Origin of the sequence: Halomonas sp. MS1, assembly GCF_024182575.1 — a bacterium.
GTDB lineage: Bacteria > Pseudomonadota > Gammaproteobacteria > Pseudomonadales > Halomonadaceae > Vreelandella.
The window spans coordinates 2,313,730-2,325,597 of sequence record NZ_CP098926.1; the positions used below are offsets into that span (position 1 = coordinate 2,313,730).

Here is an 11,868-nt window from a genome sequence, read left to right on the forward strand (position 1 = left end):
GAAGTGGAAAAAAACTGTCCATCGCTGTATGCCAAAGCAGGTCAAAGCAGGCTGTTGATAAGGCAGAGAAGCCAGAAAATACGGGCAGTGTGCTGTAACGTGCTAATAAGCAAAGGCTTCAAAATCCGCCGCCTTTACGGGTGTGCCAGTTCGAGTCTGGCCACCGGCACCAAATTCAAGGGCTTAGCGATTTATCGCTAAGCCCTTTTTTGTGGTGCGCCAAATTATTGGGGGTCAGTTCAGGTTAGTAAGGGTATTTTACTATCGCCCCGTAGGGACTATCACAAAGATGTAGCTTAGCGATTAAACGTATTGAGTTCTGACGGCGTGTATTCCCTTTGAGCTGGTGTGTCTTCTGGCGAGGTAGATACATCCATAACCTCGTTCTTGGCCGCATCGCCATTCAATGCGATGAGGTCGATTGGCTTCATAGTAAGCTCGCTATGGCTGTAGTGAGTGCTGGAAATTGGCTGCTCTATCTGATTGAGCTGGCTAGAACCCTGTTCGGCGAGCGCAGCACTGGATAAAAAAGCTACGACAACGGCGGTGAGTGAAGCTGATTTTTTCATGGAAATCTTCCTTAGGTAGTGGTTTTTCGGGGCGCGGGAGCGTCCTTCGGAAACTGTTTTGGCTTAGCAGTTAAACGCGTTGAGTTCATACGCTGTGTGCTCGCTCTGAGTCAGGGTGTCTTGCTTAAAACCGTGTCTCTACTGCCGTGGTGTCTTTTCAGAACGTTCGTAATATAGAAAATTAGTAATTGTAATTTTTTCGTTAATATTCAAGTGCTTATTTTTATTTCTGTGTGGCATTGCTCTTTGCAGCATGAAAAATATCTTCGATATGGCGGTGCTGGATAAGAGAGAGTTAATCCAATTTGCTCGCCAACATAGATAAGGTATTAGGTGCAAGAAGCTGTGAAAGAACTTCAGGCTCTGTTGCGCCTGGTGCGTACCATAAGTAGAGAGGTACCCCTGAACGGCCGTGCTGCTCCAAGAAAGTGGTAATGGCGGGGTCTCCATTAGTCCAATCGCCCTTCATTGTGATCACTTCCGCCTGTTCGAATGCTTGCTGCGTGCGGGGTGTGTTGATGGCCCGCTGTTCGTTGATCTTGCAAGTGACGCACCAGTCTGCCGAGAAGTAGACCAAAATGGCGTGACCTTGTTGACGAAGCTCGGTCAATCGGTCCGCATCGAAGTCGAGTGAGTGTGTGTCGACTGAACTTACGAGCGGATTGGGGGCTACCGCTTGCTGGGTAAGGGTGCCAGGAACGAGTATGCTTCCAGTCAGCGCGAGCCCAGCAGCGAGTCCTGCCGGAAGCCAGCTCAATCGCTTGGCGCTTCGTTGACGTAGTCCGGTAAACCAAAGCCCTATCGCTAGCAACATGATCAGAGCGAGGCTCGCAATCATGCCGTTGTGGCTGAGCTGGCGGCCAAGCACCCAAGCCAAGGCTAAAGCGGTTAGGAACATGGGGATGGCCATGAAATGCCGAAAGTTGGCAAGCCAAGGACCAGGACGGGGAAGTAGGCGTCGCAGCACTGGTACGAACCCAAGCAGCAAAAATGGCAGGGCAATGCCCAGGCCCAAACCAGCGAATACTGTCAGTGCGGCAAACGTGGGGAGTACCAAGGCTGCGCCAAGAGCCGTGGCCATAAAGGGACCCGAGCAAGGCGTTGCGACGAAGGCGGCCAGTACGCCTGTCCAGAAGGCACCGGCTACACCGCCCTGGCTTGCTAGCTTGCCACCGGCATTGATGGATCCCAGCTCAAAAAGGCCGGCCAGATTAAAACCGATGGCCGCGGTCAACAGGGTCAGCACCAGGATGACTCGCGGGTCTTGCAGTTGGAAGGCCCAGCCAACCTGAGTACCCACCGCACGTAAGGCGATAATCGTCGCGCCAAGTATTAAACAAACGATAACCACGCCAGCGGTATAGGCTAACGCCTCGCGTCGGGCTTCGCGCTGACCACCGGTTAAACGCGTAAGGCTAAGCACCTTGAGGCTGAGGATCGGGAAAACGCAGGGCATGATATTGAGCAGAACACCGCCCAATAGGGCGCCGAAGAATGCTGTCAGCAGCAGAGTAGGGCTGCCTTGTTCGTCGGTGGTACTGGCGATGGTGGTACTGGAGGCGGGGGCACTCTGATATCCGTTTGTGCTCGCCGCTTGCATCTCAGTGCTATGGCTAACCAGTGTTAAGCCAGTCCCAGTTCCCAGTGACAACAGCGCCTCGAACGCATCGGGCGGGCTATTTGCCGACCAGGAGTTAGCCCGCTGAGTTTCAACAATCAAGACATCGCCTTCACGGCTGAATATTTGTTCAGCCGCGGGATCCACGACGTTGTCGGTGTCGACGAATAAGTGTGGATCATTCAGCTTCACTCTAGCGGGCAAGGGGATGCTGACTCGTAGCCGAGCATCGTTGGTCGTCATAAAGCTGGCTTGCGAGCCCAGCGGCCTGGGTAACTCACGCCGCCACTCATCGAAGCGCGCTTTGCGCTCTTGCGTAATATGGCCATCGCCTGCGGTGAGGGTAATGGCTAGCGTCGATTGTTCGGGAACGCAGGCATCCGCACGGCAAGCGAGATAGTTCAAACCGACGGTGATTGGCAGAGGCGTTCCCGGCGCGACCGAACCATCTATCTCAACGGGGATTAGTAGCGCGTAAGGATGCTCAAAGACATGATTCATCAAGTCGCCGGTCATCAGCGTATGTGGCACTGGAAAGCTGGCATCGCCCACGCTGACACCATCCGGTAATTGCCAGTCGAACTGCGGTGCCAGGCCAATGCTGCCCGGCTGTTTCCAATACCCATGCCAACCCGATTGCGGCTCCATGAAAACGGCTAACGTGCTGGAGGTGCCGGCTGCGGGTTGGTTCGTTTCCGCTATCAAGCTGCTCTTAATGAGTGTCTCGCCCGAAGTGCCGGGAAACTCTTGAGCAGCCCCGATCTGGGGGAGCAGCATTAACGCCAGATAAAAGAGGACACAATAGCGGTAAAGGGATCGGGGCATTGGTTATCAGCCCGCTTGAGACGGGCTGCTCCATTGAGGGGTATATCGCGCCGTGGCTGGCGCGAAATGGCGGTAGGTTATTGGCTGATGCGTTCGATGGCTTCGGCGAACTCGGGGTCTTGTGGTCCAAGCTTGTCGGCTACCTTGCCATCGGCATCAATAAGCACAACGGTGGGTATCTGTTGAATGCCGAAGCGGCGGTGTATGTCACCATCGGCATCAAGTAGCACGGGAAACGCCGTCTCGGTGGTATCTAAATAGCTTTCGACATCGGACTCTTTGGTCCAGAGTCCAGAAATAATGCCTACCCATTGAGTGTCCGAGTCTTTACTCAGTTGGTTGACGGTTTCGCGAACGCGGCGACAAGCAGAAGCGGTGGCCGGCTGGCTCTCGGCAAGGTAGGACTCACACCATGAAGCAAAGAACACCATGCCCAGGGGCTTATCTGTCGCTGTGCGGGATAGGTCGATGGTGTCGCCGTCACGCGTGGTGATATTCATCTGGCTAACCGTCTCGCCTACCGCGAACGCATTGACGTCGATATCCTCGGCTGGGGCACCGTGGGTGGCTGCTGATGAGTCGGGTTCAGTGGTTGTCAGTGCTGCTTGTAATGCCTCTTCCAGGGCTTGATCGTCACGATAGCCAATGTGAGTGATGTGGCCACTGCGATCAATCAGTACGTGCTGCGGAGTGACGCGAAGATTCAGTGCTTCGGCCAACGTGCCGTCATCTACCGTAATAGGCATCGTCAGGCCCATTTCTTCGCGATATGCACGCGCAGATGCTGCGCTGTCTGCATAGCCAGTGTTAACGGCGATGACCTGAATGTCGTCACCATGTGTTTCCTGGATGGCCTGAAAGCCGGGCATCTGCTGACGGCAAGGTACGCACCAGGTTGCCCAAAACTTTATATACACCGGTTTGACGCCATACAGGGTGCTGAGATCGATGGTGTCACCCTCCAGCGTGGTAATGCTTAACTCGGGGCCGGGTTGACCAATCAGCGACTCGCCAGCCGCTTTGGCGCGCTGTTCGCCATCGGCGTCGGCATCATAGGTCTGGTCAGATTCCGGTTGTTCAGTGGTCTCGGTCGCTAGTGAAGGGCCAACATAGCCGAGCAACATGGCGAGCAGTATCGCCGTTGAAAGCCTGGTGCTGTTTATTCGCATAGGGGAGGTCCTCTGGGTAAAGGGTTCAGGTCTGGCGCAATTGCTTTGGGCTAGTTCAAAGAACGAGAACAAGGTTTCAGACCGATAAAAGTAGTGTGGAGCATGAGCAGGATTGTGAATGGCATCATGGTCTAAAAAAAGAACCAAGAATGACTGGTTTTTATGTACCATTGCGTTATGAACAAACTTCGCTTTTCGCTTGATCGCCAGGGCAAGCAGTCTCTTTCCGAGCAAATACGCTTCAGCATTGCGGATGCTATTCGACAAGGGCATTTGTATGAGGGCGCGCGGCTGCCTTCATGGCGTGATCTTGGCGCGCAGTTGGGTGTTTCGCGGGGCACCATTAAAACGGCCTATGACCGGCTCAGCGATGATCAGCTAGTTGTTTCCAAGGGGGCTGCAGGCACCTTTGTTAGCTCCGTGCTACCCGCAGTGCCAGAGATGGCCGCGGTGGCCTCTCGCCTGCCACTGCCTGACCTGTATCAGGATCTGGATAGTGTTCCCAAGCTTTTTCAAGTGGGCGTGCCAGCTCAGGACGCGTTTCCCTTTAAGCAGTGGTCGCGCATCATGCTGCGCTGTACGCGAAAGGCAGTGGCTGAGTCGCTGCGTTATCCAGATCCTCGAGGCGAGTCTCAGCTGCGCAAGGAAATTGCTGCCTATCTAGCGGTATCTCGAGGGCTACTCTGCTCTGCCGAGCAAATCATCATTACCAATGGTTATGCGGGCGCGCTGGGTTTGGCATTGCACTTGCTGCGCCTAGATTCACGGCGGGTGTGGGTTGAGAACCCAGGCTATCCGCTGACTCGGCATGCCTTGTCGCTGGCAGGGTATACATCAGTTCCCGTTCCGGTGGATGATCAGGGAATGTGTGTGGAGCAAGGCATAGCGCTGGCTGCGGATGCCCGCTTAGCGATTGTAACGCCAAGCCAGCAAGCCCCCTTGGGGATGCAGTTGTCGCTGAATCGACGCCAAGCACTACTGATATGGGCTCGAGAAAATGCGGGTTGGATCATCGAAGATGATTATCTAAGCGAACTGCAGCTAAGCGGACAAGCAACACCGGCACTGGCCTCGCTGGATCGTGAAGGAAGGGTGATTCACATCGGTACTTTCAGTAAGACCATTAGCCCACGCTTGCGGCTCGGTTTTATGGTCGTACCGGCCAAGCTGTCAGAGCGCGCTGGCGATACGGCTGCCGCCTTATCACCCGCGTCTGCACTGCCGAGCCAGCTAGCCGTGGCGGAGTTTCTGCGCGATGGTCATTACTTGCGTCATATTCGACGTATGAAACGCTTGTATAGACAGCGACGAGATGGGCTACTGGCACTCATGAATGGATCGGTCTCACTGAGCGATATGGCCGGTCTGTCACTGATGCTCGCCTTGGAGGATGACATGGACGACGTTGCTATTGCCGAGGCCGCCCAAGCTTTTAACTTGGCCCCGATGCCGCTGTCTCCCTGGTATGCCACCCAAGCCGGGGCGCGAAAAGGGTTACTGCTAGGCGTAACCAATCTATCCAGCCCTGCCTGCGAAGAAGGCTATCAGCAGTTGGCAGCGCTTATTGATCGCCATCACCAATAGTGGCTGGGCTTTAAATCGATGACACGTCATTAGTCAGTACGCCAGCTTCGATTAGCGTAGTCTGCGCCTGTTGCCACGCTTTGGCGATCGCGGCTTCGCCGAACACTAAGCCCTGCAGATATACGAAGTGGACATCCCGAATGCCGATGGTGTTGAGAATAAGGGTGAGGTAGGGAGTGAGAAAATCCGGTTGTGGGTTATCGCCTTGTAACATACCGCCCGCGCTCACCAGAACGGTGGTGGGACGATCGTGCAATAACCCTTGTTTGCCCTCTGAGACGATAAATGTGCGGTTAATACGCACCACGTGGTCTATCCAGAGTTTCAGCGCTGCCGGTACGCTGAAGTTGTGCATAGGCAGCGCGATTAATAAGCGGTCGCTCTGCTCCAACTCACGAATCAGTTGCTCGGACTCTGACAGGGCAGCGTTAACACGATCGCCGATATTGTGGCTGAGTAGCGCCGAAGAGTAATGGTGGGTTAGTGGCGACAGAGGAGCGGCAACTAAATCGCGTTCTATCAACCCTACGTGTGAGTTCCTGGCTGTCTCCTCGGCTAGGATCTTTTGAGCCAGGCGATAGCCCAGCGCATGCTTGCCATGCGGGCTAGCGTGAACGAACAAGGTGTTGTGCATAAACCTCTCTTTTTAAAACCCTCTTTTTAAAACGACAGTGATCTCCTCCTTATTGTCTTGAAGGAGTTCAGCCGATCAATCAGGTGACAGGGCGATCCTGACCTGCAGTCAACTTTTGATCCTGTACTTGCCTATCTGACGCTGGAAGGCCGTCAGAACCTACTCCTAATATCATACCGCGATAAAAGGCTTTTATTCCCCTCCGTCCTGCGAGCAAGGTTAGTGCAAGTAACCCGCTGAATCCCAGTGCTAAGCCGATTATGGGGCCAATGATGTAACAGAACAGCACAAGGAATGGCATGCCAACCAGGTAGTCGATGGATTTCACAATTATATGTCGCATGAGGCTTCTCTTTTTTTGAGCATGCTCAATTTTTAATTGAGCGTGCTCAAAAAGTCAAGCAGCTTTGCTCTGGCCGGCCTTCGAGATGAGACCTGGAATACGGTGGGGAAGGTCTTAATTGGTGGGTAAGATAACCGTGAGCTCGGCTCGAAAGTCGTTGATGGCAGCCTCTCGGCAAGGCTTATCGTGGCTAAGATGGCGGACAAGTGTCATGAGGTAGCTGTTTTCGATCAGGCGCATACGAGTGGCGTCATGCAAAGTCGTTGCGCTTAAGATACAAGGCAGCAGTGAATCGTCGACGTTGCGTAAATAATCAAGGTCCCAGAGTGCCTCTTTCAGCAGGCTACGGCTCAAGGCGATATGATCGAAGTAATAGCGATAGAAGTGGGAGGCCAGCTCAACTAATGCTTCATGCTCGTTGCCGCCCGCCCAACTCGCGAGGAAGGTCTTAGCGATGTGGCTGATCTGCTCTTCCATACCCTCCCGCAAGATATCAATCTTGTTGGGATAGTGGCTGAACACAGTGCCGTCGGCGACACTAGCACGACGAGCGATCTCACGAGTGGTAGTAGAGGAAAAGGAGCGTTCGGAGAACAGCGCCCAGGCAGCCTCACGAATACGCTTGCGGGTGACTTCCTTCTTGCTCATCCTCTCGCTCCCCGAGATGTCCATTGACTGACTGATGATACCTGCCCACGGCTTAGGCTCAAAGACAGGCGCCTAATGCAAAAAACCAGATTTGTTGGTGAGGGGTATCATCATGTCGCCGAAAGCAGGAATATCTCGAACAGTGATCAATCGTTTGTCGTGCAGGTGCAAATAATGGCGACAGGTCAGACGTCAGCGCGATAATTGACGGGTACCCAGTCAAACATCGTGCTGTCTTCGACCACGTACCCGATGCCTGGGAATGCGATATGGCAACCAGCCACCATGTATTTCTCCGCTACCGCTTCGGCAAAGGCCGCTTCACGAGTGATGACCGCCTGAGCCGGGTCAACATCAAAGGCAATTGCCACGTCTGGTACGTCGAATTGAATGACATCGCCGTGCGTGATATCACCCCAGTAGACGAATTTTTCGCCTTTGCTTTCAAACCATAAGGCACTGTGACCAGGGGTATGGCCTGGACGATGGGTTGAATTAATCACGCCTGGAATGGCTGGCATATCCGTGTCGTAGGTTCTAAGTGTGTCGCTGTCGATATAGGGCTTGGTTGACGAGACCGCCTGATCAAAGAACGGCTTGGCGTCGTCTGGGGCCTTGTCACGATTTTCGGCACTAAGCCAATACTCCGCATCCAGTTTCGGTACATGGACCAGCGCGTTGGCAAACACCTTTTCACCGTTTAGAACGAGTCCGCCGACATGATCGGAATGAATGTGGGTAATTACCACATCATCGATCTGATCGGGGTGATAGCCCGATGCAATGATGTTGTTTGTCAGTTTGCCCAAGGCTGGGCCCATCAGATCACCGGTCCCTGCATCCAGAAGAATCAGCCGATCACCGAAATTCAGCAGATAAGCATTAACTGACAGATGGGTTGGCGTGCCTTGAAACGCATTGGCAAGTGCTGTGCGAGCCTGTTCGGGGGTGATATTCAGGTAAAGGTCGGCGATCGGAAACAGGCCCGTACCATCCGAGAGTGCGGTGACTTCGACATCACCCACCATCAAGCGGTAATAGCCCGGCGCCTGCGTGCCAACTAGCGGTGCACTGGCTGCAGCGTGTAATGGGATGAAAACGGTGCTGGCGGCTGCACCCACGGCCATAGCAGCAAGCGAACCTTTAAGCATATCTCTGCGTGACAGCATAAAAACACCCTCTCTCAATCAATCAAAAGGCCAGAATTCAACTAGCGGTTTGTAACGCGATGAGGAAAAGGTATATTCCCATTGGTCAGTAATCAAATCGATGCCAATCATGGATAATATTGATCATTTCAATTTACGCTCCTTCGACCTCAATCTTATGGTCGCGTTTGACGCAATGATGCAAGAGCTGAGTGTCACCAAATCTGCCGAGAAACTCCGTATTGGTCAGTCGGCAATGAGCCATAATTTATCAACACTGCGGATGTTATTGCAGGACGATCTTTTCGTTCGTGTCGGGCAAAAAATGCAGCCAACGGCCAAAGCTCGAGCGCTGGCTGGGCCGGTGCGAGTAGCGTTGACGCAGGCGCAAAATGCGCTTCAGTCATCGGATAGTTTTGAGCCGCAAACGGCAGACCGGATTTTTCGGGTGGGTATTGCCGGTGAAATGGAGATGGTTCTGCTACCTGCCTTGGTGGATCGACTGCAATCAACGGCACCAGGGGTTAGGCTGCTAAGTCGCGCGATTACGGTAGAAACAGTAGATATGATGATGGATTCGGGCGAAATTGATCTGGCCATTGGCTGTAAACAGTCTCGTCATCTAGGAGAAGTCCTGTTCGAATCCAACGTGGCATGCTGCTTTAATGCCGATCTGTGTCGATTGGTACCGCCATTATCGCGTGACGATTATCTTGGCGCACGGCACGCTGTTCTGTCCCAGACGGCAAATGTCGCGGGCTGTGTCGGTGATGCTTTGGAAGCATTGGGAATAGAGCTCAATGTCATCTTAGCGGCGCCTGATTTTATGCCGCTGCTTGCTGCAGCACGCAATGCACCTGTTGTGGCAACAGTGCCTAGAAGGATTGCCGTGCAGTATGCACCGTTATTCGGGCTGGCATTTTGTGAAATGCCGATTCCGCTTAATTTCCCACCGGTAACTATGAATTGGGCGATATGGACGGATAAGGATGTCGGACTGAGTTGGTTGCGAGAGCAAATCAGGTTAGTGATTGGTGATATCTCTCGGGGGTAATGGGAGCTTTCTCGCTTTTCAACTGGCAGACGTTTTATAGTGCAATCGTCAACGTAGAACCAAACGGTACGTTCATGGTCCAGTTTGAGCTGCATAACCGCAATTTAGCCCCCGAACAGGTATCTCACTCACACGATTTTCATCAGTTAATTCTGGCAACGTGTGGCGTGACTGAGCTTGCTATGGAAGGGCAGAGCGAGCGCGTCACGGCACGCCGCGGCTGCTTGATCCCATCGTCTCGACACCATGAGTACCAAGGCGATGGCAGTAACCGCACGCTGGTGTTGGACATTCCTGTTAAGCACTTAGCAGTGTTAGAAAAAGGCAGTGAAATCGAGCGGCTATTCGACAAACCCCGTTTTTTTACCGTGCCTCCAGCGCTTAATCAGCTGACCCATGCCTTAACGAACCAGCTGGAGCAGTGTCCCGCGCTGCAAAATGAAATTGCCGTGCTGCTGCTTCGAGCGCTGTATATGTACCTTCAAGATGAGCCGAAGCAAGTTGCCGATCAGATTGGTGTTCGCTGTATCAGTGAACGGCTTGACCTGGAAAGGCTGGATGCATGGCTGGATCAGCACTTGGCGGACGATATTCGGGTTGAGCAATTAGCCGCATTATGTGCGCTAAGCCCTGGACACTTTCATGCCTGCTTTCGTGATCTAACCGGTGTGACGCCATTAGCATATGTTCAGCGCAGACGGCTTGAACACGCCCGCACGTTGGTTCGGCACAGCGCACTAAGCCTGGGCCATATTGCCATGCTGGTTGGCTTCCGTGACCAAGGAAGCTTTTCTCGCGCCTATCGGCGTTACTTTGAGATTGCCCCCTCCTCAGACCGCTAGCTTGGCAAACAGAAATTATTGCTCGATGAGTTACAACACTTACGGGCAAATTTGCCAGAGTTTCGGGCAAGCACGCCGCTCATCATCATCGTAGTCTCAAAAGGAACCTCATTTTCCTTGGAGAGACACCATGAGCGTTACCTATCAAGACAGCAATGCCCGCATGAGCCAAGTCGCGATTCACAACGGCACCGTTTATCTCGCCGGCCAAGTGCCTAGTGACGCAACGGCTGATATGCGTGGCCAGACCGAGCAAGTGCTCGCGCGCATTGACCAACTGTTAGCCCAGGCAGGCACCTCGAAAGAGCAGCTTATCTCGGCGCAAATTTGGGTTACCAGCATGGCCGAGTTTGATCAAATGAACGCTGCTTGGGATGCCTGGGTAGTGCCTGGCCGCCCGCCCGTACGTGCAGCGGTTGAAGCCAAGCTTGCTAAGCCGGAATGGAAAGTAGAAATCATGGTTGTTGCTGCGCTGCCGGAGGCCTGATATGCGGGTTGTGTCTGCGGCGGAAGTGGAACGCTATCTAACCTGGAAAGGTTTGATTAAGCGGCTACATACCACCTTTGTGAACGGCGTTGAATCTCCGCCACGCCATCATCACGCGATGCATCGCCCCGACGGTGAAGCCACCATGCTGCTGATGCCTGCCTGGGAGCCAGCAGGCTATATCGGCGTCAAAATGGTCAACGTCTTTCCTCAGAACGCCCAGCACAATATTCCTGCTATTTCAGGGCTGTATTTGCTTAGTGAAGGTAAACACGGCCAACCACTGGCGTGCATTGATGGCAGTGAACTAACGCGCCGGCGTACAGCGGCTGCCTCTGCCTTGGCGGCACAAGCACTAGCCAACGAGGCAGCGGAAACGCTACTGGTGGTGGGAACTGGCAAGTTGGCCCCTATGGTCATTGAAGCCCATGCCAGCATTCGACCAATTAAACGTGTGCTGGTATGGGGCAGAAATTCTGAAAAGGCTTCTGCTATCGCCGAGGCCTATGCCGACCGATTTGACACCCAGGTCGTTAGTGATCTGCAAGACGCGGTTGTACAGGCTGATATTGTCAGCTGCGTCACGCTCTCCACAGAGCCTTTAATTAAAGGTGAGTGGTTAACACCGGGCACGCATGTTGACCTTATCGGCGCTTTCCGCCCCCAAATGCGCGAAACCGATGCTGAGTGCCTGCGTCGATCTGCCGTATTTGTGGACACCTATGCAGGGGCTAAGGGCGAAGCCGGCGATATTCTTCAGGCAATCGATGAAGGTGCGTTCCGTTTCGAGGATATCAAGGCAGAGCTCGCTGAGGTGCTTGCGGGAACCAAGCCAGGTCGGCGCTCTGCTGAAACCATCACGCTGTTTAAGTCAGTTGGCGCGTCGCTTGAAGACTTAGCAGCGGCCATTGAAGTGTGGGAGGCCATTAACCAGTAGCTAACAGCCA

At 53.6% G+C, this 11,868-nt stretch carries 11 protein-coding genes; 5 read left to right on the forward strand and 6 right to left on the reverse strand.

Going from position 1 to position 11,868, the window contains the following annotated elements:
• Positions 1-296: 296 nt before the first annotated feature.
• The 3 genes from NF683_RS10565 to NF683_RS10575 form a co-directional block, all read right to left on the reverse strand.
• Positions 297-569, reverse strand: coding sequence for a hypothetical protein (locus NF683_RS10565; RefSeq protein WP_089039132.1), 273 nt, complete (start codon positions 567-569; stop codon positions 297-299).
• A 295-nt stretch (positions 570-864) separates the two neighbouring features.
• Positions 865-3,012: a protein-disulfide reductase DsbD family protein gene (locus tag NF683_RS10570; protein ID WP_253921864.1), complete on the reverse strand. Its 2,148-nt coding sequence runs from the start codon at positions 3,010-3,012 to the stop codon at positions 865-867.
• 77 nt (positions 3,013-3,089) lie between these two features.
• Positions 3,090-4,181 carry a TlpA family protein disulfide reductase gene (locus NF683_RS10575; protein WP_253921865.1) on the reverse strand — a complete coding sequence of 364 codons (1,092 nt, stop codon included), beginning with the start codon at positions 4,179-4,181 and terminating at the stop codon, positions 3,090-3,092.
• Between the two features lie 177 nt (positions 4,182-4,358).
• On the opposite strand from NF683_RS10575, the gene pdxR reads away from it, so the two are divergent.
• A complete protein-coding gene (pdxR, locus tag NF683_RS10580; protein ID WP_253921866.1) occupies positions 4,359-5,765 on the forward strand; it encodes a MocR-like pyridoxine biosynthesis transcription factor PdxR in 1,407 nt (468 codons plus the stop codon).
• 10 nt (positions 5,766-5,775) lie between these two features.
• On the opposite strand, the gene NF683_RS10585 is transcribed toward pdxR, so the two are convergent.
• From NF683_RS10585 to NF683_RS10595, 3 genes are all read right to left on the reverse strand, one after another.
• Positions 5,776-6,399 carry an FMN-dependent NADH-azoreductase gene (locus NF683_RS10585; RefSeq protein WP_253919979.1) on the reverse strand — a complete coding sequence of 208 codons (624 nt, stop codon included), beginning with the start codon at positions 6,397-6,399 and terminating at the stop codon, positions 5,776-5,778.
• Positions 6,400-6,856: 457 nt separating this feature from the next.
• Positions 6,857-7,390: a TetR/AcrR family transcriptional regulator gene (locus tag NF683_RS10590; RefSeq protein WP_157698032.1), complete on the reverse strand. Its 534-nt coding sequence runs from the start codon at positions 7,388-7,390 to the stop codon at positions 6,857-6,859.
• Between the two features lie 185 nt (positions 7,391-7,575).
• Positions 7,576-8,559: an MBL fold metallo-hydrolase gene (locus NF683_RS10595; RefSeq protein WP_193060766.1), complete on the reverse strand. Its 984-nt coding sequence runs from the start codon at positions 8,557-8,559 to the stop codon at positions 7,576-7,578.
• Between the two features lie 109 nt (positions 8,560-8,668).
• Between NF683_RS10595 and NF683_RS10600 the strand changes: the two genes are divergently transcribed.
• The 4 genes from NF683_RS10600 (at position 8,669) to lhpI (ending at position 11,858) form a co-directional block, all read left to right on the forward strand.
• Complete coding sequence (locus NF683_RS10600) at positions 8,669-9,592, forward strand: LysR family transcriptional regulator (RefSeq protein ID WP_193068544.1); 924 nt, start codon at positions 8,669-8,671, stop codon at positions 9,590-9,592.
• A gap of 74 nt (positions 9,593-9,666) precedes the next feature.
• On the forward strand, positions 9,667-10,434 hold the full coding sequence (locus tag NF683_RS10605; RefSeq protein WP_038481501.1) for a helix-turn-helix transcriptional regulator: 768 nt from the start codon (positions 9,667-9,669) through the stop codon (positions 10,432-10,434).
• Between the two features lie 130 nt (positions 10,435-10,564).
• Positions 10,565-10,921 (forward strand): RidA family protein, encoded by a 357-nt coding sequence (locus tag NF683_RS10610; RefSeq protein WP_009722132.1) that lies wholly within the window; start codon positions 10,565-10,567, stop codon positions 10,919-10,921.
• Between the two features lies 1 nt (position 10,922).
• The gene (gene lhpI, locus NF683_RS10615) at positions 10,923-11,858 is read left to right on the forward strand and encodes a bifunctional Delta(1)-pyrroline-2-carboxylate/Delta(1)-piperideine-2-carboxylate reductase (protein WP_253919980.1); all 936 of its coding nucleotides are present in this window, start codon (positions 10,923-10,925) and stop codon (positions 11,856-11,858) included.
• Positions 11,859-11,868 lie beyond the last annotated feature (10 nt).

Bases quoted from the DNA above. Each gene is read 5' to 3' on its own strand.
- NF683_RS10565 (WP_089039132.1), bottom strand. From the start codon at position 569: ATGAAAAAATCAGCTTCACTCACCGCCGTTGTCGTAGCTTTTTTATCC.
- NF683_RS10570 (WP_253921864.1), bottom strand. From the start codon at position 3,012: ATGCCCCGATCCCTTTACCGCTATTGTGTCCTCTTTTATCTGGCGTTA.
- NF683_RS10575 (WP_253921865.1), bottom strand. From the start codon at position 4,181: ATGCGAATAAACAGCACCAGGCTTTCAACGGCGATACTGCTCGCCATG.
- pdxR (WP_253921866.1), top strand. From the start codon at position 4,359: ATGAACAAACTTCGCTTTTCGCTTGATCGCCAGGGCAAGCAGTCTCTT.
- NF683_RS10585 (WP_253919979.1), bottom strand. From the start codon at position 6,399: ATGCACAACACCTTGTTCGTTCACGCTAGCCCGCATGGCAAGCATGCG.
- NF683_RS10590 (WP_157698032.1), bottom strand. From the start codon at position 7,390: ATGAGCAAGAAGGAAGTCACCCGCAAGCGTATTCGTGAGGCTGCCTGG.
- NF683_RS10595 (WP_193060766.1), bottom strand. From the start codon at position 8,559: ATGCTGTCACGCAGAGATATGCTTAAAGGTTCGCTTGCTGCTATGGCC.
- NF683_RS10600 (WP_193068544.1), top strand. From the start codon at position 8,669: ATGGATAATATTGATCATTTCAATTTACGCTCCTTCGACCTCAATCTT.
- NF683_RS10605 (WP_038481501.1), top strand. From the start codon at position 9,667: ATGGTCCAGTTTGAGCTGCATAACCGCAATTTAGCCCCCGAACAGGTA.
- NF683_RS10610 (WP_009722132.1), top strand. From the start codon at position 10,565: ATGAGCGTTACCTATCAAGACAGCAATGCCCGCATGAGCCAAGTCGCG.
- lhpI (WP_253919980.1), top strand. From the start codon at position 10,923: ATGCGGGTTGTGTCTGCGGCGGAAGTGGAACGCTATCTAACCTGGAAA.